Annotated in this window: 24 protein-coding genes and 1 pseudogene; 15 read left to right on the forward strand and 10 right to left on the reverse strand. The window is 70.7% G+C overall.

Annotated features, from left to right (window positions below; all coding sequences use genetic code 11):
* Positions 1–61: 61 nt before the first annotated feature.
* Both AC3E6M_RS16355 and AC3E6M_RS16360 read left to right on the forward strand, forming a co-directional pair.
* Positions 62–1,810, forward strand: a complete 1,749-nt coding sequence (locus AC3E6M_RS16355) for an ABC transporter ATP-binding protein (protein WP_490530531.1) — start codon at positions 62–64, stop codon at positions 1,808–1,810.
* Positions 1,807–2,583, forward strand: coding sequence for an energy-coupling factor transporter transmembrane component T family protein (locus tag AC3E6M_RS16360; protein WP_490530532.1), 777 nt, complete (start codon positions 1,807–1,809; stop codon positions 2,581–2,583). The genes AC3E6M_RS16355 and AC3E6M_RS16360 overlap by 4 nt, the downstream gene beginning before the upstream one ends.
* Before the next feature lie 11 nt (positions 2,584–2,594).
* Here the strand turns inward: AC3E6M_RS16360 and AC3E6M_RS16365 are convergent, their stop codons facing one another.
* Both AC3E6M_RS16365 and AC3E6M_RS16370 read right to left on the reverse strand, forming a co-directional pair.
* Positions 2,595–3,260, reverse strand: coding sequence for an SDR family oxidoreductase (locus AC3E6M_RS16365; protein WP_490530533.1), 666 nt, complete (start codon positions 3,258–3,260; stop codon positions 2,595–2,597).
* Between the two features lie 46 nt (positions 3,261–3,306).
* Positions 3,307–4,440: a M15 family metallopeptidase gene (locus tag AC3E6M_RS16370; protein WP_490530534.1), complete on the reverse strand. Its 1,134-nt coding sequence runs from the start codon at positions 4,438–4,440 to the stop codon at positions 3,307–3,309.
* 124 nt (positions 4,441–4,564) lie between these two features.
* Between AC3E6M_RS16370 and AC3E6M_RS16375 the strand changes: the two genes are divergently transcribed.
* Positions 4,565–5,668 carry an Rv2578c family radical SAM protein gene (locus AC3E6M_RS16375; protein ID WP_490530535.1) on the forward strand — a complete coding sequence of 368 codons (1,104 nt, stop codon included), beginning with the start codon at positions 4,565–4,567 and terminating at the stop codon, positions 5,666–5,668.
* 50 nt (positions 5,669–5,718) lie between these two features.
* Here AC3E6M_RS16375 and AC3E6M_RS16380 read toward each other — a convergent pair whose 3' ends face one another.
* Entirely contained in the window at positions 5,719–7,926 is a 2,208-nt protein-coding gene (locus AC3E6M_RS16380; protein ID WP_490530536.1) for a DEAD/DEAH box helicase, read from the reverse strand.
* A gap of 407 nt (positions 7,927–8,333) precedes the next feature.
* Here AC3E6M_RS16380 and AC3E6M_RS16385 point away from each other — a divergent pair, with 407 nt between their 5' ends.
* From AC3E6M_RS16385 to AC3E6M_RS16395, 3 genes and pseudogenes are all read left to right on the forward strand, one after another.
* Positions 8,334–8,957: an antibiotic biosynthesis monooxygenase gene (locus AC3E6M_RS16385; RefSeq protein ID WP_138174997.1), complete on the forward strand. Its 624-nt coding sequence runs from the start codon at positions 8,334–8,336 to the stop codon at positions 8,955–8,957.
* Entirely contained in the window at positions 8,954–9,859 is a 906-nt protein-coding gene (locus AC3E6M_RS16390) for an aldose 1-epimerase family protein (protein WP_138174995.1), read from the forward strand. Before AC3E6M_RS16385 ends, AC3E6M_RS16390 begins: the two co-directional genes overlap by 4 nt.
* 325 nt (positions 9,860–10,184) lie before the next feature.
* Positions 10,185–10,670, forward strand: a pseudogene (locus AC3E6M_RS16395) (DUF998 domain-containing protein); the annotation flags it as partial.
* A gap of 292 nt (positions 10,671–10,962) precedes the next feature.
* On the opposite strand, the gene AC3E6M_RS16400 reads toward AC3E6M_RS16395, so the two are convergent.
* The 3 genes from AC3E6M_RS16400 to AC3E6M_RS16410 form a co-directional block, all read right to left on the reverse strand.
* Entirely contained in the window at positions 10,963–14,148 is a 3,186-nt protein-coding gene (locus tag AC3E6M_RS16400) for an efflux RND transporter permease subunit (protein ID WP_490530537.1), read from the reverse strand.
* A 104-nt stretch (positions 14,149–14,252) separates the two neighbouring features.
* Entirely contained in the window at positions 14,253–14,618 is a 366-nt protein-coding gene (gene crcB / locus AC3E6M_RS16405; protein ID WP_138174989.1) for a fluoride efflux transporter CrcB, read from the reverse strand.
* Complete coding sequence (locus AC3E6M_RS16410) at positions 14,615–14,983, reverse strand: fluoride efflux transporter FluC (protein ID WP_171024278.1); 369 nt, start codon at positions 14,981–14,983, stop codon at positions 14,615–14,617. Before AC3E6M_RS16410 ends, crcB begins: the two co-directional genes overlap by 4 nt.
* A gap of 105 nt (positions 14,984–15,088) precedes the next feature.
* Between AC3E6M_RS16410 and AC3E6M_RS16415 the strand changes: the two genes are divergently transcribed.
* The 5 genes from AC3E6M_RS16415 (at position 15,089) to AC3E6M_RS16435 (ending at position 18,707) form a co-directional block, all read left to right on the forward strand.
* Positions 15,089–15,568: a transporter substrate-binding domain-containing protein gene (locus AC3E6M_RS16415; protein ID WP_490530538.1), complete on the forward strand. Its 480-nt coding sequence runs from the start codon at positions 15,089–15,091 to the stop codon at positions 15,566–15,568.
* Positions 15,565–16,548: a cation efflux transmembrane domain-containing protein gene (locus tag AC3E6M_RS16420; protein ID WP_490530539.1), complete on the forward strand. Its 984-nt coding sequence runs from the start codon at positions 15,565–15,567 to the stop codon at positions 16,546–16,548. The genes AC3E6M_RS16415 and AC3E6M_RS16420 overlap by 4 nt, the downstream gene beginning before the upstream one ends.
* A gap of 61 nt (positions 16,549–16,609) precedes the next feature.
* On the forward strand, positions 16,610–16,771 hold the full coding sequence (locus AC3E6M_RS16425; protein ID WP_490530540.1) for a DUF8730 family Cys-rich protein: 162 nt from the start codon (positions 16,610–16,612) through the stop codon (positions 16,769–16,771).
* Positions 16,768–18,432, forward strand: a complete 1,665-nt coding sequence (locus AC3E6M_RS16430) for an FAD-dependent oxidoreductase (RefSeq protein ID WP_490530541.1) — start codon at positions 16,768–16,770, stop codon at positions 18,430–18,432. Before AC3E6M_RS16425 ends, AC3E6M_RS16430 begins: the two co-directional genes overlap by 4 nt.
* Positions 18,429–18,707, forward strand: coding sequence for a metal-sensitive transcriptional regulator (locus tag AC3E6M_RS16435; RefSeq protein WP_138174979.1), 279 nt, complete (start codon positions 18,429–18,431; stop codon positions 18,705–18,707). Before AC3E6M_RS16430 ends, AC3E6M_RS16435 begins: the two co-directional genes overlap by 4 nt.
* Positions 18,708–18,752: 45 nt before the next feature.
* Here AC3E6M_RS16435 and AC3E6M_RS16440 read toward each other — a convergent pair whose 3' ends face one another.
* Positions 18,753–19,022: a DUF7218 family protein gene (locus AC3E6M_RS16440; protein WP_138174977.1), complete on the reverse strand. Its 270-nt coding sequence runs from the start codon at positions 19,020–19,022 to the stop codon at positions 18,753–18,755.
* 214 nt (positions 19,023–19,236) lie between these two features.
* Between AC3E6M_RS16440 and AC3E6M_RS16445 the strand changes: the two genes are divergently transcribed.
* From AC3E6M_RS16445 to AC3E6M_RS16455, 3 genes are all read left to right on the forward strand, one after another.
* Entirely contained in the window at positions 19,237–19,401 is a 165-nt protein-coding gene (locus AC3E6M_RS16445) for a hypothetical protein (protein ID WP_171024277.1), read from the forward strand.
* 322 nt (positions 19,402–19,723) lie between these two features.
* The gene (locus tag AC3E6M_RS16450; protein WP_490530560.1) at positions 19,724–20,575 is read left to right on the forward strand and encodes a DUF4097 family beta strand repeat-containing protein; all 852 of its coding nucleotides are present in this window, start codon (positions 19,724–19,726) and stop codon (positions 20,573–20,575) included.
* On the forward strand, positions 20,575–21,180 hold the full coding sequence (locus AC3E6M_RS16455; RefSeq protein WP_138174975.1) for a PadR family transcriptional regulator: 606 nt from the start codon (positions 20,575–20,577) through the stop codon (positions 21,178–21,180). Before AC3E6M_RS16450 ends, AC3E6M_RS16455 begins: the two co-directional genes overlap by 1 nt.
* 3 nt (positions 21,181–21,183) lie before the next feature.
* On the opposite strand, the gene AC3E6M_RS16460 is transcribed toward AC3E6M_RS16455, so the two are convergent.
* The gene (locus AC3E6M_RS16460; RefSeq protein ID WP_138174973.1) at positions 21,184–21,699 is read right to left on the reverse strand and encodes a universal stress protein; all 516 of its coding nucleotides are present in this window, start codon (positions 21,697–21,699) and stop codon (positions 21,184–21,186) included.
* 166 nt (positions 21,700–21,865) lie between these two features.
* On the opposite strand from AC3E6M_RS16460, the gene AC3E6M_RS16465 reads away from it, so the two are divergent.
* Positions 21,866–22,048: a DUF3073 domain-containing protein gene (locus AC3E6M_RS16465; RefSeq protein WP_138174971.1), complete on the forward strand. Its 183-nt coding sequence runs from the start codon at positions 21,866–21,868 to the stop codon at positions 22,046–22,048.
* 7 nt (positions 22,049–22,055) lie between these two features.
* Here the strand turns inward: AC3E6M_RS16465 and AC3E6M_RS16470 are convergent, their stop codons facing one another.
* Both AC3E6M_RS16470 and purF read right to left on the reverse strand, forming a co-directional pair.
* Positions 22,056–23,273, reverse strand: a complete 1,218-nt coding sequence (locus AC3E6M_RS16470) for an MFS transporter (RefSeq protein WP_490530542.1) — start codon at positions 23,271–23,273, stop codon at positions 22,056–22,058.
* Positions 23,270–24,745: an amidophosphoribosyltransferase gene (purF, locus tag AC3E6M_RS16475; RefSeq protein ID WP_490530543.1), complete on the reverse strand. Its 1,476-nt coding sequence runs from the start codon at positions 24,743–24,745 to the stop codon at positions 23,270–23,272. The genes AC3E6M_RS16470 and purF overlap by 4 nt, the downstream gene beginning before the upstream one ends.
* Positions 24,746–24,750: the final 5 nt, after the last annotated feature.

Here is a 24,750-nt window from a genome sequence, read left to right on the forward strand (position 1 = left end):
ACGTCGAACGCTCGGGTAAGGCCCACCTAAATAGACTGGAGTCCTCGCCGACAGGACAGCCGTGACCGCCCACCCGCACCCGACCGCCGCGGCGCCCCGCACGGGCGTCGACGCCCTCCTGCGCCTGCGGAACGTCGCGATCACGCACCTCGACGCCGACCGCGCCACCCCCGCCGATGTGAGCCTCGACGTGCACCCCGGTGAGGTCGTCCTCGTGCTCGGTCCGAGCGGTTCCGGCAAATCCACGCTCGGCCTGGCGATGAACGGGCTCATCCCCCACGCGGTTCCCGCGGAGGTGTCGGGGACGGTGACCGTCGGCGGACGGGATGCCGCGACCTCACCGGTCGCCGAGCTCGCGCAGACGGTCGCGATGGTGTTCCAGGACCCCGACGCGCAGCTCATCACCGGCAGCGTGCTCGACGAGGTGTGCTTCGGGCCCGAGAACCTGCGGCTCCCCGTCGCCGACATGCTCGCCCGGGCCGAGGCGGCGCTGCGCCGCGTCGGGCTCTGGGAGCGGCGCGGCGACTCCCCCGACGTCCTCTCGGGCGGCGGGCGGCAGCGCCTGGCGATAGCGACCGCCCTGGCGATGGGCGCTCCGCTCCTCGTCCTCGACGAGCCGACCGCGACCCTCGATCCCACCGGGGTCGACGACGTCTACGCCGCGCTCCGCGACGTCGTCGCCGTGGGCGACCGTGCCATCGTGCTGATCGAGCACGACCTGGATGCCGCGATGGTACTGGTCGACCGGGTCGTCGCGCTCGACTCCGCGGGGCGAGTGGTCGCCGACGGCGACGTCGACGCGGTGCTGCGCGATCGTGCCGAGGACCTCCACGCGCTCGGCGTGTGGCTGCCGACCGCGACGCTCGCGGCCCTGCGTCTGCGCCGCGCGGGATACGCGATCCACCCGCTGCCGCTGACCCCGGGCGAGCTGCGCGCCGCCCTCGAGGCCACGGCGCGGTCCGCTGTGGCATCCGCCCCTCCGCACTCGTCGCCGCCCGTGAACCGCGAGACGCTCGTGCGGGTGCGCGACCTGCGCGTCGCGCGCGGACGCACGCCGGTGCTGCACGGGATCGATCTCGACATCGCGGCGGGCGAGTTCGTCGCCGTCGTCGGGGCCAACGGCTCGGGCAAGACGACCCTCGTGCAGGCTCTCGCGGGCGTGCGGCGCCCGCCGCGGGGCGCGGTGCGCATCGACGGGATCGATGTGCGGAGGGCGTCGCCGCGCGACCTCGCCCGCCGCGTGGGCTTCGTCTTCCAGAACCCCGAGCACCAGTTCGTCGCGACCACGGTGTTCGACGAGATCGCGCACGGACTGCGGCGTCAGGGTCTCCGCGACGACGAGGTGCGACGGAAGACCGACGAGGTCCTGACGCGCTTCGCCCTCGCGGACAAGGCTGAAGTTCACCCGTTCCTGCTCTCGGGCGGGCAGAAGCGGCGCCTGTCGGTCGGCACCGCGCTCGTCGGCGGCGCCCGCGTGCTGGTGCTCGACGAGCCGACGTTCGGTCAGGACCGCGCCCGCGCCGACGAACTCCTTTCGCTCCTCGATGATCTGCGCGCGGAGGGCACGACGATCATCGTCGTCACCCACGACATGCAGCTCGTCGCGGAGCACGCCGATCGCATGCTCGTGATGGATGCCGGACGCCTCGCCGCCGACGGCCCCGCCGACGAGGTGTTCGCCGACGTCGCCCTTCTCGCCCGCACGGGCTTGCACGCACCGCCCCTGCGTGCCGCGCTCGCCGGGCTCGAACGGCATCCGGAACTCGCCGGCATCCGGCGGATGCGCGACCTGCCCGGGAGCGACCGGTGACCGTCCTGGCGGCGGCCCCCGTCGCACGCGGGGCGTTCCTCGGGGGGCTGAACCCGCTCGCGAAGATCGTGGCGGCGCTGCCGGCGATACTCGCCCTCGTCTTCGTCCGCGACCTCGTCACACCGGTGGCGTTCCTCGTGCTCGCCTACGCGGTGCTGCTCGTCGGTGCGCGTCTGACACCGCGTGTACTCGTGCTCCTCGGGGTTGTCGTGCCGGCGTCGGTGGTCGTGGTGGGGATCGGCTTCGCGCTGTGGATCGACCCGGAACGGACGGATGCCACGACCGCGGTGCTGCGCATCGGCGACTGGGCCCTCACCGACGAGGCGCTCACCATCGGCCTCGCGACCGGTCTGCGGCTGGCCGCGATCATGACGCTGGCGTTCATCGGCGGCCTCACCACCGCGGGCACCGACCTCGTGCGCGCGCTCGTGCAGCACCTGCGGGTGCCGTACCGCGTCGGCTACGCCGCGCTCGCGGCGATCCGGTTCGTGCCCCGCTTCGGACACGAACTCGACGTCATCCGCCAGGCGCACCGCGTGCGCGGAGCCCGCGACGGCTGGTTCTCGGCCCCCGCGCGCTGGCTCGGCTACGTCGTGCCGCTACTGGCCGGGGCCATCCGCCACGCGGAGCGCGTCGCCCTCGCCATGGATGCCCGCGCCTTCGGCGCCCACCCAGACCGCACCGAGCGGCACCTCGTGCCGTGGCGCCGCCGCGACACCGTGTTCGTGCTGACGTTCTGGGTCGTGTCGGCGGCGGTGTTCGTGGGGGTGTGACAGGCGGACGCTCAGAACCGCGCCGAGAAACCGCCGTCGGTGTGGAGGAGCTGGCCGCTGATCCAGCGGCCCTCCTCGGACAGCAGGAACGACGTGATCGCGGCGATGTCCTTCGGCGTACCGGAGCGGCCGAGCGGGTGCATCGCGGTCAGTTCCGTCCGCGTGCGATCGTCCATCCAACCGGTGTCGATCGGCCCCGGGTTCACGACGTTCGCCGAGATCCCCCGCGGGCCGAGCTCACGCGCCGCAGAGATGACGATGCGGTCCAGCGCGCCCTTCGATGCTCCGTACGGGAGGTTCCCGGTGGTGTGATCGCTCGTGAACGCCACGATCGCCCCGCCCACGGCGTCGGCCTGACGGGCGAACGCCGCGATCATCAGCAGCATCGCGCGCGCGTTCACGGCGACGTGGGCGTCGAAGCTCTCGGCGGTCGTGTCCAGGATGCCGGACTCCACGTCGTGCGCGTGGCTCAGGACGAGCGCCGACAGCGTGCCGCGCTCGCGAGCGACCCGCTCGATGAGCTGAGTCGGCGCGACCGGATCGGACAGGTCGCACGGGAAATCGCCGGCGTCCAGGTCGCTCACGACGACGTCCCAGCCGTCGGCGATGAGCCGCGGAACGATGCCGGCGGCGATGCTGTCGGCGCGCGCGGCACCGGTGACGAGGGCGAGGGGCATGCGCTCGATCGTAACGGCCCGCCGGATTCCGGCATCCCTCCAAGCCTCAATACGTCGGCGCCGCGGGGAGCCCGAAGAACTCCTCGAGCGTCGTGTATCCGCCGTCGTGGTAGGCCTTGGCGAGCTCGGGGCCGATGTAGCGCAGGTGCCAGGGCTCGGGCTCGTAACCGGTGACGTCGATACGGCCGTCGACGTAGCGGGTGATGAAGCCGTACTCCCACGCGTGGTCGCGGACCCACGCCCCCTGGGTCGACCCGCCGACGTCGTCGAGCGTGCCGCACGACCGACTGCAGGGAACGATGTCGACCGCGAGCCCGGACTGATGCTCGCTGAACCCGGCGCGCGCGCTCTCCTTGTCCGCCTCCGCGACGCCGCCGACGGCGACCCGCGCCGCGTACGTCTTCTGCTGCGTCTCGTACGAGCGGAACGCGCTGAGATAGCCGATCTCGCCGGCACCGGCATCCTCGGCCGCCTGCACCAGCTTCGACAGGGCGTCCGCGGCCCGTTGCCGCAGCGCCGAATCCTCGAGCGCCCGCACACCGTTCGGCATCACGAGGTCGTTCGGGCGGTAGTCCACCGGGTCGTAGGGGCGTTGCTTGTTGACGACGACCCACTGGCGATCAGCATCCGAGAGCGAGATGCACGGAGCGATCCCGGATGCCACGGCGGCACGGAACGCCTCCCCACCGCCGATCGCGGCGATCGTCGCGCCGTCATCGCCCGACGCGAGTGCGGCGGTGACGGCGGGGTCGTCGCACGGCGACTTCGGCGCCGGGGACTCGACGAGGATCGGGACGGGAAGCCCCTCGGCCGGCACCGCGGGGGGACCGGCCATCGCCGCCGCCACCGCGGGATCGGGGGCGTCGACTCCCTGTCGCGAACCGGCGATCGCCATCCCGATCGCGACCGCACAGGCGACCACGACGATGACACCCAGGGCGAGGGCCGCCAGCCGACGGCGCACGAGGATCGGGCGCTTCTGCCACCAAGCGAGGAACGACAGCGGCGGCGAGTCCGCCTGTGCGCGCTGCTGCCGACGCTCACGGCGCAGGGTCGGGGCGGTGTCTCCCTCAGAGGCCGGGGCCGCGGGCTGCGGCGGAAGAGTGAGCGCCGCCGTCGCCCGTCGCTCGGCCTCCGCGCGCGCGGCGCGGCGGGGAGAGAGCTCGGGATCGGGCGACATCACTCGACCCATTCTCACCCGCGTACCTGTGCGGTGCGAATGGGGCGAGGTTTCGCCGATCCTCCATTTCGAATGTCATCGGTATCCGCTTGCTCTTTGTTCGTATCTCTGTTCCCATAGAGCGATGAGGTGGCAGGGACAGAAGCTCGGCGTCGACGACACGGCCGCGCTGCCCGGCATGGAGCGCATGGACGGGCTCGTGCGCTCGGTCACCACCCCGGAGTTCGCGGGCATGACGTTCCACGAGGTGGTGGCGAAGACCGCGCTCAACCGCGTTCCGGGTGCCTCGGCGATGCCGTTCGACTGGACCGTGAACCCGTACCGGGGATGCAGTCATTCGTGTGCCTACTGCTTCGCTCGCAAGACGCACGAGTACCTCGACCTCGACTCGGGTGCCGACTTCGACTCGCAGATCGTAGTCAAGGTCAACGTCGCCGACGTGCTGCGCGGCGAGCTGCGCCGCGGGTCGTGGGCGCGGGAGCCTGTGATGCTCGGGACGAATACCGACCCGTACCAGCGCGCCGAGGGGCGCTACCGACTGATGCCGGACATCATCGGCGCGCTCACCGAGAGCCGCACGCCGTTCTCGATCCTGACCAAGGGCACGCTGCTGCGGCGCGACCTCCCGCTGCTCGCGGACGCCGCGAAAGAGGTCCGTGTGACACTCGCGATGTCGATCGCGGTGTTCGACGACACGTTGCAGCGGTCGCTTGAGCCCGGGACGCCCACCGCGGAAGCGCGCCTCGACACCGTCCGTGCCGCCACCGACGCGGGGTTCCGCGTGACCGTCTTCCTCATGCCGATCCTTCCGCACCTGACCGACTCGGTCGCCGCGCTCGATCACGCCCTCGGGCGTATCCGCGCCGCCGGCGCCGCGCGGGTCGTCTACGGCGCGCTGCACCTGCGGCCCGGCGCCAAGGAGTGGTTCCTGCAGTGGCTCGAACGCGAGCATCCGGAACTCGTGTCGTCCTACCGCGGCCTGTACCCCGGGGTGTCGGTCCAGGCGCCGCAGGCGTACCGGCGGTGGCTGGGCAAGCGCGTGCAGCCGCTGCTGCGGATGCACCGCCTCGACGGGTGGGACGAGGACGACCACCCGCGCGGCCGCCCTCAGCCCGGACTCGCCAGCCGCACCGCGACCGCGCCGCGGCTCGGCCCCGTGCGGACCACCGGGTCCACGGCATCCGCTCGCCCCTCCGTCGCCCCCGCGAGTGAACCCACCCTGTTCTGAGAACGCGAACGCCCCGCCCGCACGCGGCGGACGGGGCGTTCAACGGGACGTCAGGACGTGACGTTCGAGACCTGACGACCCGCCAGCTCCTCGAGGACGTCGTCGCCGAGCTGCGTCTCCTCGAACGGCGCCGCGATTTCGGCACGCTCGAGCATCTCGGTCATGCGACGACGACGCTGACGCGTGATCAGCGTGACGACCGTCCCCCGGCGACCGGCGCGGCCCGTGCGACCGGAGCGGTGCAGGTACGTCTTGTACTCGTCGGGGGCGTCGGCCTGGATGACCAGGTCGATGTCGTCGACGTGGATGCCGCGCGCGGCGACGTCCGTGGCGACGAGCACGTTGACGCGGCCCGAGGTGAGCTTCTCGAGGTTGCGGGTGCGCTTCTGCTGGTTGAGGTCACCGTGGAGGGCGACGGCGGCGATACCGGCCTCGTCGAACTGCTCGGCGAGCATCTCGGCGTACGCGCGGGTGCGGGCGAACACGAGGGTCTTGCCCTCGCGGTCGACGAGCGAGCCGAGGATGTCGGCCTTGTCGCGGTGCTCGATCACGAGCACGCGGTGCTCGATGGTGCCCGAGTCCTGGTCTTCACCGGCGACCTCGTAGACGGCCGGCTCGACGAGGAACTCGTCGACGAGGGCCGCGACCTCGCGGTCGAGGGTGGCCGAGAAGAGGAGCTTCTGGCTGCCCTCGGCGGTCGCGCGGAGGATCCGCTGCACGGGCTCGAGGAAGCCGAGCTCGCACATGTGGTCGGCCTCGTCGAGAACCGCGATGCTGACGTCGGACAGGTCGAGCTTGCCCTGGTTGAGCAGATCCTCGATGCGACCCGGGGTGCCGATGACGATGTCGACGCCCTTCTTCAGCGCACCGACCTGACGCGCCTGCGGCACACCGCCGTAGACCTGCGTCGTGAACAGACCGACGCTGCGCGCGATGGTCTGCACGGTGCGGTCGATCTGCAGCGCGAGCTCGCGCGTGGGGGCGAGGATCAGGGCCTTCGGCGAGCGGCCGAACTCCCGACGCTGTCCGGCCTGAGCACGCAGAATGCTCTCGACCAGCGGGGCGCCGAACGCGATGGTCTTGCCGGAGCCGGTACGGCCGCGGGCGAGGACGTCGCGGCCCTCGAGGATCGGGGCGACCGTCGCCGCCTGGATCGGGAAGGGGGTCGCAGCCCCGAGACCGGCGAGCGCGCGGACGATGTTGTCGCCCAGGCCCAGCTCGGCGAAGCCGGCACCGGTCACGGTCCCGGCATCCACGGCCTCCGCCTGAAGACGCTCGTGCACGACGTCGACGCGCTGCTCGTGCTCGGCCGAGCGCTTCGGGGTGGCGTTCCAGTCGGCGCGGTTCGGACCGTCGGTGCGACGGGGACGGTCGTCCCGGCGCGGCCGGTCGTCGAAGGAGCGGGCCGGACGGTCGCTACGGTCGAACGAACGCGCGGGACGGTCGTCGAAGGAGCGGGCGGGGCGCTCGTTGCGGTCGAAGGAGCGGGCCGGACGGTCGTCACGCACGGGGCGGTCGCTCCGGTCGAACGAACGCGCGGGCCGGTCGTTCCGGTCGAACGAACGCGCGGGGCGATCGTTGCGGTCGAAGGAGCGGGCGGGACGATCGTCGCGCGCCGGACGATCGAACGAACGAGCGGGACGATCGTTCCGATCGAACGAACGCGCCTGGCGGTCGTTGCGATCGAACGACCGAGCCGGGCGGTCGTTGCGATCGAACGAACGCGCCGGACGGTCGTTCCGATCGAACGAACGAGCGGGGCGGTCGTCACGTGCCGGACGATCGCTCCGGTCGAAGGACCGAGCAGGGCGGTCGTTCCGGTCGAAGGAACGAGCGGGACGCTCGTCACGGTCGAAGGACCGCGCGGGACGCTCGTTCCGGTCGAACGAACGTGCCGGACGGTCATCGCGCGCGGGGCGGTCGTTCCGGTCGAACGAACGCGCGGGGCGCTCGTCGCGGCCGCGGGGCGCGGCATCCCGCTCGGGACGGGAGTAACGGTCGTCGCCACGCGCCTGGCTGCGGATGCCGTGAGCCTCGTCGCGGCCGACGCGGTCATTCGCGGTCCAGCGGCGCTTCACGGGAGCGGCGTCGGCCTCGGGGGCGCGGTAACCGCGGTGGCTGGGGCTCTTGCTGCCGGGCTTGGCGGCATCGGCACCGTCGGGGCGGCGCTTGCGGTCCTGGAACGAGGTCTTCGCGCCGTAGCGCGGCTCGAAGTTCTTCGCGGCGCGACCGCCGGCGGGCTTCTTGTTCTTGGGCATGGGGTGTCCTTCTGGGTTCTGTTTGCGCGAAACAGCGGCACCGCGCACGGCGGTGCGAACCCGGACATCCGTCGGCCGGGGGCCATTCACTAGTGATGGTCGAGACGCGATCGCGTTCTCTCCATCGGCCCCTTGGACTCACAAACCCATCCGCACACGGTGCGGTGTCCAGAGCCGACCTGTCAACGTTACAGGTCGCCCCTGTGAATGGCATCCATGTCTCCATCGTCGAGGCTCGTCCCACTTGTTGCCGCCTCGGCGGCGCTCAGACGGCAAGAAGTGGGACACGCTCCGTCATAAGTGAGACGAGGCTCTCCGGGAGCGACGGAACCGAGGCGACCGCTCGTCGCAGCCCGCGCGCGACACACCTCCCTGCGCGACACCCCTCCCTCCACGAAGATGGACGCATGGCAGACACCGACGCCCACCCCATCACGGTGGCGATCGAGCGGCGCATCGACCCGACGCGCACCGCCGAAGCGACCTCCTGGATGCAGGCCGGCACCGACCTCGCGACCGCTTTCCCGGGCTTCCTCGGCTCGGGGTGGGTGCGCGCGGGCGAAGACAGCGATCTCTGGTACATGCTGTACCGCTTCCGCGACATCACCACCCTCGAGGAGTGGGAGACGTCATCGCAGCGGCAGTGGTGGCTCGATTCGGGCCGCCCCTTCGCCCGCGAGGAGCGGGTCGAGCGTCGCACGGGCATCGAGGGATGGTTCGACGCCGCGTTCGGTTCCGTCCTCACCCCCACGGATGCCACGACCTCGCCGGTCCAGCAACCGGTGCCGCCCGCGCCGCCGCGGTGGAAGCAGGCCGTGACGATCTGGGTGGGTTTCTTCCCCACCAATCTCCTGGCCAGTTGGCTGCTCGGGTTCGTGCCGGGGTTCGCCGAGATCCCGCTGCCGCTGCGCGTGCTGGCCACCACACTGCTGCTCACCCCGGTGATGACCTACGCGGTGCTTCCCTGGGTGACGCGTGTCCTGCGACCCTGGTTGCAAGCCCCGCCCCGCTCTCGAAAGGCCACGTCATGACCGCCGACCCCACCGGCCACCGCTTCCGCCTTCGCGGCCCGCACTCCACCGCCGAGATCGCCCAGGTGGGCGCGGCGCTGCGCGCCCTGACGGTCGACGGCGTCGACCTCGTGCCGCGCTACGCGGACGACGTGCCCACGCCCGCGGCATCCGGGGTCGTTCTCGTGCCGTGGCCGAATCGCATCCGTGACGGCAAGTACTCCTTCGGCGGAGTGGAGCGGCAGCTCTCGATCAGCGAGCCCGCACTCGGCAACGCCAGTCACGGGCTGCTGCGCTTCGGGGCGTACACCGCCCTCGAGACCTCCGACGAGCGCGTCGTGCTCGGGGCCGACGTCGTGCCGCAGACGGGGTATCTCTTCCACTTGCGCACGCGCGTGACCTTCACGCTCCTCGCTGACGGCCTGCACGTGGTCCACGACATCGAGAACGTCGGCGCCGAGACCGCGCCGGTGGCGCTCGGCGTCCACCCCTACCTGCAGATCGGCGGGGTCCCCACGGTCGATCTGGTCATCCGCTCGAGCGGGACGTCGACCCTCGTGCTCGATGAGCGCAAGCTTCCGATCGACGAGGTGCCCGTCGACGACGCCACCGACCTGCGGACGGGTCGACGCCTCGGCGACGTGGCCCTCGACAACGCCTATCGCGGTTTGGAGCGGGATGCCGAGGGTCGGGCGCGCCACACGCTCACCGCTCCCGACGGTCGGCGTGTCGAACTGTGGCAGGACGCCGGATTCGAGTGGGCGCAGGTCTTCACGACCGACCGCTATCCCGGGAATCCGCTGGCCGTGGCCATCGAACCCATGACCGCCCCGGCGAACGCGTTCGCGACCGGAGTCGGTCTCCTCTCGCTCGAACCGGGCGAAGAAATTCGTCGCGAATGGGGCATCACATACCGCGGATGAGCATTTTGTCCCCCAAATGGGGGACAAGGAATTCCGCTTACGATCTGGGGAATTCGCAGGCAAGACCTTTCCTATGAGGGCGCCCGGAAAGTTATCCTTCCCTTGACGGATTCCGTCGCCGCCGGGGAGACCGAGGACCATCGTTCCCTCGGCTCAAACCCGAATGAGCCGACGGGGGCTGGGTGTTCCGCGGTGTGGGGGGACGCCCGATCCGTCCATGACGAAAGTGCCCGAGATGAGCATCGCGGTCCGTCCCGCCGTCCCTTCTGCCTTCTTCCCCGCCCTCGGGCGACGCGTCCTGCGTCGTGTCGACGACATCCCCACCATGCACCTCGCCGGGCTCGTGCTCGTCGTGCTGGTGGGCGGCATCCTCGCCTCGATCCTCACGACGAGCGACCCGCTGTGGTGGCAGCTGCACTTCAGCCAGCTGGGCACGTTCGGCGACCTCTCGGCGGCGTTCTTCAACACCACGCTCAAGGTCGGCGGGTCACTCGTCGTCGTCTTCGCCGTGCGGGTGCGCCGTGATCTGCGCCGCCTCGGACGCCGGGCCGGTCGCCGCGGTGCCGCGACGGCGTCGGCGCTGTTCCTGACGGTGATCGGCGTGAATCTCGCGCTGGTCGGGTGCGTCCCCCTCAACACCGACAAGGATCTGCACGACAAGGTCGCCGGGATGATGGTGCTCGGCTTCGCCGCGCTGCTGCTCACCTCGCCGTTCCTGCTGCACCGGCTGCCGAAGCGCCTGGTCCTGACGACCTCGCTCGTCTTCGTCTTCCTCTTCGCCGGCGCGTGGCTCTTCGTCACCGCGACGATCAACCTCGCGCTGTTCGAGGTCATCGCCTTCAGCGCGATGTTCGCGTGGTCGGGCGTCTTCACGCAGTGCCTCGCCGGCTCCGCGGCACGTCGGGAGCCCGCCGTCGAGACCACGCAGCAGGAGCGGGTGCCCTCCCGGGTCCGCACCGCCGTCGCGGCGGCCTTCGCCTCGCGCCCGGCCGCGCCCCTCACCGCCCTCACCCGCCGCACCGTCATGTCTGGCACGGCGGCCCTCGACACCCGTCCGGCGCGCCGCTCGCGTGTCTGCGTCGTGCGGCGCCGGCCGGTCCTCGTCAGTGGCGCTCGCGCAGCTCTCGTCGGCTCAGCGGGTGCTCGTCCGTCGTCGGCTCCTGCTCGCCCCTCGTCGACTCCGCCTCGCCTGCGTCGGCCGTCGACCGCGCCGCGCGTCGGGCGATCCGCCGCTCCCGCGCTCCCTCGACGAGGTTGTACAGCGTCGGCAGCACGAGGAGTGTCAGGAACGTCGACGACACGAGCCCGCCGATCACCACGACGGCCAGCGGCTGCGAGATGAACCCACCGTGTCCGGTGATGCCCAGCGCCATCGGCACGAGCGCGAAGATCGCGGCGAGCGCGGTCATGAGGATCGGGCGGAGTCGCCGTGAACCGCCGACGATCGTGGCCTCGAACACACTGAGCCCCCGCGCGCGGTACTGATTCACCAGGTCGATCAGGACGATGGCGTTCGTGACGACGATGCCCACGAGCATCAGGGCGCCGATCATGCCGGCGACACCGAGCGGCACCCCGGTCACCAGCAGCATGAGGATGGCTCCGGTGGCCGCGAACGGCACCGAGACGAGCAGCTCGAGGGGCTGCCGCAGCGACTTGAAGGTCGCCACCATCACCACGTACACGATGAGGATCGCCGCCAGGAGCGCCAGACCGAGCTGACTGAAGGCGTCCTGCTGATCGGTCACGACCCCGCCGAGTTCTGCGGTCGCCCCGTCGGGCAGCGACACGTCGGCGAGAGCCTCGCGCACACTCGTCGAGGAGCTGCCGAGGTCGTCCGTGGTCGGTGTGACGGTGACCGTGGCGGTGCGCAGGCCCCGCGCGGTCGTGATGCTCGGGGGCGTCTGGCTCGTCTCGACCGTCGCGATCTCGTCGAGGCGCACGGTGCCGCGCGCCGTCGGGATCTCCAGCGCCCGCAGCGTGTCGATCGTCGTGGGCGGGTTGTCCGAGGCGATGTACACGCTGAGACCGCGCCCGTCGATCTCGACCGTGCCCGCCTGACGCGGCTGCATCGCACCCGACACCAGCGCGCCCACCGTGCGCTCCGACAGGCCGCGCTCGGCGGCGGCATCCCGATCGACCCGCACCGAGACGAACGGCAGCGAGGCCGACAGGCTGCTGGAGACCTGGCCGATGCCGTCGCGGCCCTGGAGTCCCGAGACCACCGCGTCGGCGGCCTGTTGCAGCGCCTGCCCGTCGGCCGCGGTGACGTCGACGGTGATGTCGGTGGACCCGAAGCCGCTGCCCTGGGCGCTCACCTCGATCTCGCCGGCATCGGTGATGTCGGACACGGCGGTGCGCACTCGCTCGCGCAGGTCGACCTGGTCGACACCGGCCTCGGAGGTGATGGAGTACGTGATGCCCGAACCACCGCCGGAGAACGCGTCACGCAGGGCTGAGCCGCTGGAGCCGATCGAGGTCTGCACCGTCTCGACGCCCGGCACGTCGCGCAACACGGTCTCCACGCGCTGCGCGGCGGCGTCCTCGGCGGTGAGGCTCGGAGCGGAACCGATCTTCTGGGTCACGGTGAAGGTGTTCTGGCCCGAGTCGCCGAGGAAGTCGGTCTTGAGCAGGGGAACGGATGCCACTGTCCCGGCCAGGACGAGCACGGCCAGGCCGAGGGTGACCCACGAGTGCCGCAGCGTCCAGCTCAGCACGGGCACGTACGCCTTCTGCAGGCGCGAGGGCGGGGCGCTCGGCGACTCCGGATCGACGGGGTTGCCCTCGGCATCCCGGATCACCTTGCCGGGTTTGAGGAACCACGACGCCAGCACGGGCACGATCGTGAGCGAGACCAGCAGCGAGGCGGCCATCGCGATCGTGACGGTGAGCGAGAACGGCCGGAAGAGCTCTCCGGTGACATCGCCGACGAAAGCGATGGGGAGGAACACCGCGACCGAGGTGATCGTGGATGCCGTGATGGCGGCGGCCACTTCGCGCACGGCGCGGATGATCGTGGGGATCTTGTCCGCGTCGCCGACGTAGTGCCTCTTGATGTTCTCGATCACGACGATCGAGTCGTCCACGACGCGACCGATGGCGATCGTGAGCGCCCCGAGGGTCAGGACGTTGAGGGAGTACCCGAAGGCCTGCAGCCCGATGAAGGTGGCGAGCACGCTCGTGGGGATCGAGATCGCGGTGACGAGGGTTGAGCGCACCGACATCAGGAAGATGAGGATGATCACGACCGCGAACGCGAGGCCGAGAAGACCCTCTTGCGCGAGAGCCTCGATCGACTGCTCGACGAAGGGCGCCTGGTCGAAGACGACCGTGAAGGTGGCTCCGCCGAGCGAGGCTTCGAGGTCGGGAATCGCGGCCAGGACGCCGCGCGAGACGTCGACGGTGTTGGCGGCGGGCAGCTTGGTGACCGCGATCGTGAGCGCCGGTTCGCCGTTCACGCGCGACAGGGTCGTCACGGGGTCGGTCTGCTGCGCGACGGCCGCGACGTCGCCGATCGTGGTGGTGCCGGCCGCGATCTGCGCGGCGTCGGTGGGGACGAGCGGCAGCGCCGCGATCTCGTCGACGCTGGTCAGCTTCGCGCCGGTCTGCACCGTCAGCGTCTGATCCCCCTCGGTGACCGAGCCACCGGGGAAGAGGATGCCGTTGGCGTCGAGGGCGTCCGTGATCGCCTGCTGGCTGTAGCCGCGGTCGCCGAGTCGGCCGGGGTCGGGGGTGATCGTGACGCGCTGACCGGTGCCGCCGACCACCTGGGCGGCATTGACGCCGTCGACGTCCTCGAGGGCGGGGACGACGGTCGACTCCAGCGTCGCCTGGATCGTCTGGGCGTCCGAGTAGCCGGTGACGGCCAACTGGATCACGGGGAAGTCGTCGATGCTGGCCGAGGCCACGGTCGTGTCGGCCGACTCGGGCAGTTGATCCTTGATGCGGGCGATCGCGGCGAGGATCTTCTGCTGCGCGGCGGCCAGATCGGTGCCGTACGTGAACGATGCCGACACGATCGAGGAGTTCGTAGTGCTCGTGGCGGTGGTGGACTCCAGCCCGTCGACACCGCGGATCGCGCCCTCGATCCGCGTCGACACGTCGGCTTCGACGACCTCGGGCGAGGCGCCCGGGTAGGTCGTGACGACCGCGAGCTGCGGGAACTCGATCGAGGGGATGAGCTCCTGCTTGAGGTTCGTCAGGGCGAGACCGCCGAACACCGCGGCGACGATCGTGACGAGGGCGATGAGCGCGCGATTGCGCAGGCTGAGGACGGCCAGATACGACACGCGGGGCCCTTCGGGTCGACCGACGACGGATGCCGAGGGCAGCCGTTCGATACAGGACTGTATCCAGACCAAGTATTCCATGCGCGCTCAGCGCAGGAGGCCGCTCAGAGGGCGTGACCGAGGGTGAGACCGAGGGCTGCCGCGAGCACGGATCCGACGAACGAGACCACCGCATACGAGAGCGCGGCACGCGTGCGGCCCTCTTCGGCCAGGAGAGCGGTGGTCACCGCGACGGCGCTGAAGGTCGTGTAGCCGCCGAGGAGACCGGTGCCGATGATCCAGCGCCACGCCTCGTCGACCGCAAGCGGGGTCGCAAACCCGAGGATCAGGGCACCGGTGAGGTTCACCACCAGGATGCCCCAGGGGAAGCGCTCTCCGGTCCGCGCGCGGATGGCCGTGTCGAGGGCGAAGCGGAGGGCCGCGCCGATCCCGCCGGCGACGACCACCGCGAGGAAGACCAGGGGCGTCATCGCACCTTCCCGCCGCGACCGATCAGAACGCCGATCCATGCCGCGAAGGTCCCCACCACCACCGTCGCCGCACCCCACCACAGCAAAGCGAGGTCGGCGGATTCGACCGCGAGCGCACTGTAGGTGGTGAACCCACCCAGCACGCCGGTCCCGAAGAACAGCTGCGCCCGCTGGGCACGGGTCGAGCGCGGCATCCGTGCGCGGATTCCGAACAGGATGCCGATCGCGAACGCTCCGACGACGTTGATGATCGGCACGAGGGCCGGCCCGAGGGCACCCACGAACGCGAGGGTCAGCCCGGCACGCGCCGCCGTGCCGAGCGCACCGCCGACGGCGACCGAGACGAGATCGCGCCACGACACCACGCACGACACCCTACGCGCCGGGGGTTCGTCCCGCGCTCGCACAACCCCGTGGACAAACGGGGACCGCGCACAGATGATCGGGGGTCCTCCGACGGGAAGGACCCCATGATCGGTCGAAGAATCGCCGCGCTCCTGTTCGCGATCTCTCTCGCCGTGGCCGCCTCGGGGTGCGGCATCCGGATCCCGGCCGACCCCGACGGCACGCTCGCTGCGGTCGAGGGCGGGGTGCTGCGCGCGGGCGTCTCCCCCAACGGCGAGTGGGTGCGCGTCGAACCCGAGGGCGTCGCCGGAACCGACGTCGATCGACTGCGCGCCTTCGCTCGCTCGCTCGATGCCGACGTGGAGTTCACCGTCGGCTCCGAGGAAGCGCTCGTGCGGGGGCTGAAGGACGGCGACCTCGACGTCGTCGCGGCCGGCCTCACCGACGCCACCCCGTGGACGGCGGATGCCGGCGTCAGCCGCCCGTACGCCGAGGCGACCCTGGGAGACGGGTCGCGCGCGCCGATCGTCATGCTCGTGCCGCTCGGGGAGAACGCCTTCCTGTCACGGCTGGAGACGTTCCTCGTCGAGGAGGGTGCGCGATGAGCGCGAGGGCGGTGACGTTCGGCCGGACGGAACTCCCCGCGGCTCAAGCGGAGGCCCTCCGCCGGGCGAAGCGGCTGGAGTGGGTCTCCATCGGAGTACTGGTCGTCACGGCGACTCTCGTCCTTCTCGTCCTCGGCAACTCTCAGGCGATGCGGGCGGCGTGGTTCGAGGATCTGCTGTCGTTCATTCCGCCGATCGCCTTCCTCGTGGCCGTGCGCACCGTTCGGCGCCGCCCGACCCCGCGGCATCCGTACGGGCACCACCGGTCGGTCGCGGTCGGGCACGTCGTCGCCGCGGTCGCCCTCGCCGGAATGGGCACATTCCTCGTGGTCGAGTCGGGGCTGAGCCTGCTGAAAGCAGAGCACCCCACGATCGGGACGGTCGCGCTGTTCGGGCACAGCGTGTGGCTGGGCTGGCTGATGATCGCCGTCATGGCGATCACGGGCGTGCCGCCGGTGATCCTCGGGCGGATGAAGATGCGGCTGGCGCGCGAGCTGCACGACAAGGTGCTCTACGCCGACGCCGACATGAACAAGGCCGACTGGATGACGTCGCTCGGCACGATCGTCGGTGTAGGCGGGATCGGTCTGGGGGTGTGGTGGCTGGATGCCGCGGCGGCACTGTTCATCGCCGGGAGCATCGTGCACGACGGCGTGCGCAACCTCGTCGCCGCGATCACCGACCTGATGGATGCCAGGGCCACGACATTCGACGACCGGATGCCGCACCCGCTCGCCGACCGTGTCGACAGTGTCCTCGCCGATTTCGACTGGGTGCGCGAGGCCGGTAGCCGGGCCCGCGACGAGGGACACGTCTTCCACATCGAGGCGTTCGTCGTCCCCCGCGGCAGCACCGTCTCGCTCGCGCAGCTGGACGAGGCACGTGAGGCGTGCGTCGCCCTGGACTGGAAGGTCGAGGACATCGTGATCGTTCCGGTGACGGATCTCCCCGACGTCGTGACGGCGCACCGGGGGAGATAGCCCCCGTAATACCCCCGGGGGTATTGCTATACTGGCGGCACGACAGCGTAAGGAGATCGACATGTGTCGAGCCGTCACTTGCCGCACCTGCGGCAAGACCACCTGGGCCGGGTGCGGCCAGCACGTGGACAGCGTCATGGCCGGAGTGCCGCGCGCGGACCGCTGCCCGGGGCACGAGCGCACCGAGACAGGCGGACTGTGGTCGCGCCTCTTCGGTCGATGACCGTGCCGCGCACGATCATCGTCGGCGGCGTGGCCGGCGGCATGTCGGCCGCGACGCGGCTGCGCCGACTCGACGACGCGCACGAGATCATCGTCATCGAGCGCGGACCGCACGTGAGCTTCGCGTCCTGCGGACTGCCGTACTACGTCGGCGGCGAGATCGAGGAACGCTCTTCGCTGCTCGTGCAGACCCCCGAGAGCCTCCGGTCGCGCTTCGCCCTCGACGTCCGGGTCCGCCACGACGTGGTGGCCGTCGATCGCGCCGCCCGCGCGGTCCGGGTCCGCGATCTGGCCACCGGCGCCGAGGAGTCCCTGGACTACGACACGCTCATCCTCTCGCCCGGGTCGCTGCCGGCGGCCCCACTGACCGGCGCGGACGACGGCGTTCCGGTCGTCACCCTGCGCACGATCGAGGACGTGGACCGCATCGCCGGGAGCCTCTCGTCCGGCGCGACGCGCGCGGTCGTCGCCGGCGGCGGATTCATCGGCCTCGAGGCCGTGGAGAACCTCGCCCGCCGCGGCATCCAGGTCTCGCTCGTCCACCGCGGAGCGCTTCCCTTCCGGCCGCTGGATACCGAGATGGCCGGACCGCTCGTCAGCGAGCTCCGGGGGCGCGGTGTGGGGCTGCACCTTTCCGACGAGATCGCCCGGGTCACCGAGACCGGCGTCGCGCTGACGTCCGGCGCGGCGATCGAGGCCGATCTCGTCATCGACGCGCGGGGAACCCGGCCCGACACCGCCCTCGCCGCCACCGCCGGGGTGGCACTCGGGCCGTCCGGGGGCATCGCCGTCGACGCGTGGCACCGCACCTCCGATCCGCACATCTTCGCCGTCGGCGACGCGGCCGAGAAGACCGACGCCGTGTCGGGCGCCCCGACGCTGGTCACGATGGCAGGCCTGGCCAACCGCCACGGGCGCTCGGCTGCCGACGCGATCGTCCTCGGCACCGACGCCGTCGAACCGGCCGAACCGGCGACCGGTGTGGCCATCCTGCGGGTCTTCGAGCTCGTGATCGCGGCCGTCGGCGCGAGCGAAGCGCGGCTGCGCACCGAGGGCAGGCCGCATCGGGTTCTGCACACGCACCCGACCGACCACGCCGGGTACTTCCCCGGGGCCGAACGCATGGCGGTGAAACTGCTCGTGGACCCGGTCGACGACCGCATCCTCGGCGCACAGATCGTCGGCGGCCGCGGTGTCGATCGCCGCATCGACATCCTCGCGCTGGCGATGCAGACGGGGGTGCGCGCCTCGGCGCTGTCGCGCCTCGAACTCGCTTACGCCCCTCCCTTCGGGTCGGCGAAGGATGCCATCAACCAACTCGGCTACGTCGCCGACAACGTTCGCGCCGGGCTGACGCGCACGCTGCAATGGCACGAGCTCGACGCCGCCCGGGAAGCGGGGGTGACACTGATCGACGTCCGTTCTCCCGCCGAGGTCGCCGAGGGAGCGATCCCCGGCAGCGTCGCGATCCCGCTCGACGAGCTGCGGCGCGGGGAGGTCGCCCTCCCCGACGGGCCACTCGTCGTACACTGCCAGGTCGGACAGCGCGGACACACCGCGGCACGCCTGCTCACCGCGGCAGGCCACGACGTCCGCAACCTCGACGGCGGCTACCTCACCTGGCTCGCCGGCCGCACCGCCACCGAAGGGACCCGCTCGTGAGCGACACCGATGCCGAGACCATCCGCAAGACGGCGAATCGCCTCAAGCGCGCGCGAGGTCAACTGACAGCGGTCATCGACGCGGTCGAGGCCGGCGGCGACTGCCGCGCGGTCGTGACCCAGCTCGCCGCCGTGAGCAAAGCCCTCGACCGGGCCGGGTTCGCCATCGTCAGCACCGCGATGCGCACGTGCCTCGCGGACGACGACGACGCCGGGTCGACGGAAGACCGCCTCTCCCTCGACGACCTCGAGAAGCTGTTCCTCACCCTGGCTTGAGTTCGCTCCCGCGGAGCCGGGCGGTCAGTAGAGACATCGCCGCCGTCAGTGCGTGCGGAGCATCTCGATCAGCTCGGCCTTCTTCTTGCCGGAATAGCCGGTGAGGCCGAGTTCCTTCGCGCGCTTCTTCAGCTCGTCGACCGTGCGGTCCTCGTAGTCCTCGGCATGACCGCCACGGGCTCCGACCTTGCCGCGCCCCTGGGCGGCGGCGGCATTGGAGATGCGCGCGGCCTTCTCCTTCGAATCGCCCTGCGCGCGCAGCTCCTCGTACATCTCGGGATCTTTCAGGCTGTTGGATCCTCGCCCCTGGGGCATGTGCATCTCCTTTCGTCGGGCCATCACGGTATGTCCCGACCGCTCGTGACGTCTGCGGGGTTGACAGGACCGCGTGCGCCCACGCCGGACAGCGCGGGTTATCAGCCAATTCCCAGAAACGTCAACCCCCTGCCACGATGCGGAGGGAGTGAGAACGTGGAAGGCAACCACTCGCCGGTTTACCGCGCTCTGCGGTCACAGCAAGGAGTCCCCCATGAACATCTTCCTGATCATCATCATCGTCGCCGCGATCGTCATCGCCATCTTCAGCGGACTCGGCCAGGCTGCCAGCTTCCTGCTCTGGATCGCCATCATCGTCGGCCTCATCGCGCTCATCGTGCTGCTGTTCCGCCTGATCAGCGGCCGCAAGCCGGTTTAACCCCCGGAGGGCCGAGCGCGTTTCGGGTGCGCGCCGCCCTCATCCCTGCGGGTTCGCCCCGCCCCGGATGCCACGTGTTCTTCGAGCACGTGGCATCCGTGTTTCTCCGGGGCGGGGTCCTTCGGGCAGCACTGCGGCACGCGCCCGCCGCGCGACGTGCCTGCCGCGGCTCGTGCCTGCCGCGCGGGCCGTGTCGCGAGAACAGGGGGTGCGCCCGGACGGGCCTGTTTCCGTCGCATCCCCTGTTTTCCGCAGCTCCCTCTTGACGAACTCGCGATATATCTCGATACTGTCCTTAACGCGATATATCGTGAGTAAGGAGATCGTCATGGAGAAATGGATCGTCCACCCGGGCGAGACGCGCGTCATCGACGTGGACGCATTGAGCGAACTGAAGATCGGGCTCGTCGGTGGCCAGATCGACGTCATCGCGCACGACGAGCCGAACGCCCGCATCGAGGTGCACGGCGTCACCGTCAAAGACCTGCGCATCGAGATGACCGACGGCCGTCTCGAGATCGACCACCCGCAACTGCGGTGGGACAACTTCCTCGAGGTCTTCCGCAACTTCGGCGCCGGCGGCCCGAAGGCCGAAGTCAGCGTCGCCGTGCCGCGCACCGTCGCCCTGACGCTCGGCGTCGTCAGCGCCAGCGCGCTGGTGTCGGGACTGCGGACGGATGCCAAGCTCAACACCGTCTCGGGCGACATCATGGTCGACGGACTCATCGGCGACGTCAGCCTCAACGCCGTCTCGGGCGACGTGCAGGTGCGCGAGCTGCAGGGTGCACTGACAGCGAACAGCGTCTCGGGCGACATCACCGCCACCGGAGCCGTCACGAAGGCCTCGATCGACACGGTGTCCGGCGCCATGCTCGTCGACTCCACCGGAACCGTGCAGTCGATCGGCCTCAACTCCGTCAGCGGCTCCGCCACGATCCGCCTCGACCGCGAGCTGCCCGCGAACTACGTCGCTCGCTCGGTCAGCGGACGCGTGCAGATCGACGGTCACGTGCGCTCGGGATCGGGCCCGACCAACTACACCGGATCGACCGGCACCCTCGCGGGGTCGTTCGTCGACGTCCGCGCCAACACCGTCTCGGGAGAGATCACCGTGCTGCGCCGCGGGGTCTCCGGGCTCCGCCCCGACGAGCTCGCCGGAGAGGAGGAGTGGTGATGACCCCCGTCTTCTCGCACGGCGACCTGCGGCTGTACATCCTCAGCCTGCTCGCCGAATCGCCCCGCCACGGGTACGACCTCATGCAGGCCCTCACCGAGCGCACCGGCGGCACCTACTCGCCGTCGGCCGGCACGATCTACCCGCGCTTGGCGAAGCTCGAGGAAGAGGGCCTCGTCACCAAGACCGTCGACGGGCGCAAGACCGTCTACGAGATCACCGACGCGGGCCGCGCCGAGGTCGACGCCCGCGAGGGCGACCTCGAGGGCATCCAGGCCGGTCTCGCCGACAGCGTGCGACTGATCGCCGACGAGGTGCGCGGGAGCGTGCGGGATGCCATGCGCAGCCTTCGCGCCGACCTGGCCGCCGCGTCACGCGACGAGCGGGAGCAGGCCAAGAGCACTCCGCAGGACGACCCGCGCGTCCGCAGCCGCGAGCAACTGCACCGCGCGGACGCCGCGATCACGGAGTTCCGTGGACGTACGCGCTCCGAACTGCGCGCGTACGTCGCTCGGGGCGGCGAGCTCGCGGCATCCGGTGTGGACGAGATCGAATCGGCGCTTCGACAGGCCTCGGAGGCCGTCACTCGCGCGATGCGCGCCTGAGACTCACTCCCAGACGAGCTCCTCGTCGGGGGCCAACGGCTCACCCAGCGGAACCACCAGCACCGGTCGGTGCTGCCGATGGGTGAGTCGCGCGGCCACTGAGCCGGTGAGGAACTCGCGCAGCGACTCCCCCAACCCTCTCTTGCGCGTGCCCACCACCAGCAGCGACGCGTCGATCTCATCGGCGAGGTGGATGAGGGCCAGAGCCGGATCGCCGATCACCTGCCGTACCGACCACGGCACCGGGTCGCCGTCCAGGGCGGACGCGGCATCGCTCTGCACCTCTGCCAGGGCGGCACGCGCCGCCGCGCCGACGACGTCCAACGTCGAGGGATTGACGTATCCGTCGGGGTCCTCGAAGGCGACGAACCGCGTCGTGTCGACGTGGACGACCACGAGCTCGGTGCCCGCCAGCGCGGCCTGCCGCGCGGCGGCGCGGATGACGCGGGGGGACTGACCCGGCACGACACCCGCGATCACGGCTCCGACGCGCGTACGGTCCGGGGTGCTCTCTGCCATTTCGGGGTTCCTCTCCTCACGCGGTGATGCCCCTGCGTCGACCGGCGACAGGCAGGGGCGGAAAGCACCGTGATATCCTGGCTGTTACTCTTACCGGCTCGGTCCGGAACCGCAATACGCAGGGCCCGCAGCGCGGCCCTCGACGTCGATCGTGAGGGGGTCTCGCATGGGGCGTGGCCGTCAGAAGGCGAAGAACACCAAGATCGCCCGTGAGCTGAAGTACGACACCTATTCGGTGAACTACTCGGCTCTCGAGCGTGAGCTTGGCGCACCCGAAGCGGGTGAAGACGCGTACGTCGACAAGTGGGCCGACCAGTACACCGACGAGTACGAGGACGAGAAGGCTTAGCCTCTCGTCACCACGCTCGACCGTGGCGGCGTTCCCACGCCTCCTCGATCGTCTCTGATCGCGCGACGACGACACCCGCGGGCACGACGAACGCGATGACACCGGCGAGCACGAGCAGACCGGCGGTCCATCCTCCCGTCAGTTCGTGCGTCACGCCGATGGCGAGCGGCACGAGGGCGGCGAGCGCGTAGCCGACGCTCTGGACGAAGCCGCTCACGGCGACCGCCGTCTCGTGCGAGCGCGTGCGCAGCCCGAACAGGACCAGCACCATCGGGAACATCAGCGGCGGCAGGCCGATGAGCACGACCCAGAGGACGGTCGCCGCGCCCGGAGCGATCAACAGCCCCGCGATACCGGCGAGCCCGCCCGCCACCGCAAGGACGTAGAACGGGCCCGTCCGCCGCCAGCGCGCGATGAGCAGGGGGATGACGAGAGAGACCGGCAGGCCCATGAACGAGAACAGGGCGAGCAGGCCGCCGGCCGTCGCCGCGTCCACACCGGCGGTGTCGATGAGGATCGTCGGCAGCCACGCGAACATCCCATACGCGACGGACGAGTTCACCGCGAACGTGGTCACCAGCGCCCACGCCTGCGGCACGCGCATCACGCGCGACAACACCGACGCGCGCGGCTCCTCGAGAACGTCGTCCCGACCCGCGCGGGCCCGCACGCTCATCGCGATCCAGGGCACGACAGCGGCGACGGCGACGACGGCCCACACGGCGAACGACCCCCGCCAGCCGACCGCGTCGGCCAGCGGCACCGCCACGAGCGGCGGCGTGAACGTCGCCACGGCCATCGTGGTCGTGTAGACCGTGGTCATCAGCCCCACGCGCTCCGGGAAGTACTTCTTCACCACCGCCGGAACCAGCACGTTCGCCACCCCGACGGCGGCGAACACCCCCGCCGTGGCGGCCAGCAGCGTCCAGGCGTCCACAGCGAGGGCTCGCACCCCCAGGGCCACAGCGGCCGCGACGGCCGCGATCAGCACGAGCCGCTCCAGCCCCAGGCGACGCTCGATCGCCGGAGTCACCACCGCCGACAGCGCGAACGCCACCGGCGGGGCCATGCCGATGAGACCCACCACCGCGGCCGGTAGCGGGAAGTCGCGCGCGATCACCGTCAGCAAGGGCGACAGCGACGCCACGGCGATCCGCAGCGTCAGCGCGAGCAGCACGATCGCGGCCGCAGCCAGCGCGACCGTCCCCGCGCGACGCGGGGTCAAGACTCCTGGCTGCCCTCGACCCAGGCGAGGTACTCGTCCGACACCGTGCCGGTGACGTACCGGCCGTCGAAGCAGCTCATGTCGAGGTCGACCAGGTCGGTGCCCTCCATGATCGCGGCCTTGAGGTCGTCGACCTCCTGATACACCAGGTAGTCGCAACCGAGCTCTTCGGCGATCTCCGGGATCGTACGGCCGTGCGCGACCAGTTCCTGCCGCGAGGGCATGTTGATGCCGTACACGTGCGGATACCGGACCGGCGGCGCCGCCGAAGCGAACGTGACGCTCTTCGCACCGGCATCCCGTGCCATCTGGATGATCTCGCGGCTCGTGGTGCCGCGCACGATGGAGTCGTCGATCAGCAGGACGTTCTTGCCCTGGAACTCGGTCGACATCGCGTTGAGCTTCTGGCGCACGCTCTTCTTGCGCACCGCCTGCCCCGGCATGATGAACGTCCGGCCGACGTAGCGGTTCTTGTAGAAGCCCTCGCGGTACTCGATGCCGAGCTTGCGGGCCACCTGCATCGCCGCGGGACGCGAGGAGTCCGGGATCGGCATGACGACGTCGATCGACCCGAGCGGGGTGTACTTCGCGATCGTGTCGGCCAGGCGCTCGCCCATGCGCAGCCGCGCCTCGTACACCGAGATGCCGTTCATCACGGAGTCCGGGCGAGCGAGGTAGACGTACTCGAACGAGCACGGGGCGAGCGTGGGGTTCTTCGCGCACTGCTGGGAGTGCAGCGTGCCGTCGAGCGTGACGAAGACCGCCTCGCCGGGCTCGATGTCGCGCACGACCTCGAAGCCGGCGTTCTCGAGCACGAGCGATTCGGATGCCACGATCCACTCGTCGCGCTCGCCATCGCCGGGCACCTCGGGGGCGGGGCGCTTGCCGAGGATGAGGGGACGGATGCCGAACGGGTCACGGAACGCCAGCAGACCGTAGCCGGCGATGAGGGCGATCGAGGCGTACGACCCCTCCACGCGCTCGTGCACGCGGGTGACGGCCCGGAACACCTGGTCGGGGTCGAGGTCAGGGCCGGAGATCTCGGACTGCAGCTCGGAACCGAGGATGTTCACCAGGAGCTCGGTGTCGGAGCTGGTGTTCAGGTGTCGGCGGTCGTTGTGGAACAACTCGCTCGTGAGCTCGCGCGTGTTCGTGAGGTTCCCGTTGTGCACCAGGACGATGCCGTACGGGGCATTGACGTAGAAGGGCTGCGCCTCTTCCTCGCTCGAGGCAGTGCCCTTCGTGGCGTAGCGCACGTGTCCGAGGCCGATGTCGCCGAGCAGCGCGCGCATGTCGCGAGTGCGGAACGCCTCGCGCACCTGCCCGCGCGCCTTGTGGATGTGGAAGACGCCGCTGGACTCGGCGGTGGCCATGCCCGTGGAGTCCTGGCCGCGGTGCTGGAGGAGCAGGAGCGCGTCGTAGATCTCCTGGTTGACCGGGCCCTGCCCGGCCATGCCGACGATGCCGCACATGGGGT

This window comes from Microbacterium sp. SCPM-O-B-15248 (M128), assembly GCF_058214835.1.

What these genes read in the sequence shown, in the direction of transcription:
- purF (WP_490530543.1), bottom strand. Translation starts at nt 24,745, where the DNA reads ATGTGCGGCATCGTCGGCATGGCCGGGCAGGGCCCGGTCAACCAGGAG.
- AC3E6M_RS16380 (WP_490530536.1), bottom strand. Translation starts at nt 7,926, where the DNA reads ATGCCCAAGAACAAGAAGCCCGCCGGCGGTCGCGCCGCGAAGAACTTC.
- AC3E6M_RS16415 (WP_490530538.1), top strand. Translation starts at nt 15,089, where the DNA reads ATGATCGGTCGAAGAATCGCCGCGCTCCTGTTCGCGATCTCTCTCGCC.
- AC3E6M_RS16445 (WP_171024277.1), top strand. Translation starts at nt 19,237, where the DNA reads ATGAACATCTTCCTGATCATCATCATCGTCGCCGCGATCGTCATCGCC.
- AC3E6M_RS16425 (WP_490530540.1), top strand. Translation starts at nt 16,610, where the DNA reads ATGTGTCGAGCCGTCACTTGCCGCACCTGCGGCAAGACCACCTGGGCC.
- AC3E6M_RS16375 (WP_490530535.1), top strand. Translation starts at nt 4,565, where the DNA reads ATGAGGTGGCAGGGACAGAAGCTCGGCGTCGACGACACGGCCGCGCTG.
- AC3E6M_RS16460 (WP_138174973.1), bottom strand. Translation starts at nt 21,699, where the DNA reads ATGGCAGAGAGCACCCCGGACCGTACGCGCGTCGGAGCCGTGATCGCG.
- AC3E6M_RS16385 (WP_138174997.1), top strand. Translation starts at nt 8,334, where the DNA reads ATGGCAGACACCGACGCCCACCCCATCACGGTGGCGATCGAGCGGCGC.
- AC3E6M_RS16390 (WP_138174995.1), top strand. Translation starts at nt 8,954, where the DNA reads ATGACCGCCGACCCCACCGGCCACCGCTTCCGCCTTCGCGGCCCGCAC.
- AC3E6M_RS16365 (WP_490530533.1), bottom strand. Translation starts at nt 3,260, where the DNA reads ATGCCCCTCGCCCTCGTCACCGGTGCCGCGCGCGCCGACAGCATCGCC.
- AC3E6M_RS16430 (WP_490530541.1), top strand. Translation starts at nt 16,768, where the DNA reads ATGACCGTGCCGCGCACGATCATCGTCGGCGGCGTGGCCGGCGGCATG.
- AC3E6M_RS16455 (WP_138174975.1), top strand. Translation starts at nt 20,575, where the DNA reads ATGACCCCCGTCTTCTCGCACGGCGACCTGCGGCTGTACATCCTCAGC.
- crcB (WP_138174989.1), bottom strand. Translation starts at nt 14,618, where the DNA reads ATGACGCCCCTGGTCTTCCTCGCGGTGGTCGTCGCCGGCGGGATCGGC.
- AC3E6M_RS16440 (WP_138174977.1), bottom strand. Translation starts at nt 19,022, where the DNA reads ATGCCCCAGGGGCGAGGATCCAACAGCCTGAAAGATCCCGAGATGTAC.
- AC3E6M_RS16370 (WP_490530534.1), bottom strand. Translation starts at nt 4,440, where the DNA reads ATGTCGCCCGATCCCGAGCTCTCTCCCCGCCGCGCCGCGCGCGCGGAG.
- AC3E6M_RS16465 (WP_138174971.1), top strand. Translation starts at nt 21,866, where the DNA reads ATGGGGCGTGGCCGTCAGAAGGCGAAGAACACCAAGATCGCCCGTGAG.
- AC3E6M_RS16420 (WP_490530539.1), top strand. Translation starts at nt 15,565, where the DNA reads ATGAGCGCGAGGGCGGTGACGTTCGGCCGGACGGAACTCCCCGCGGCT.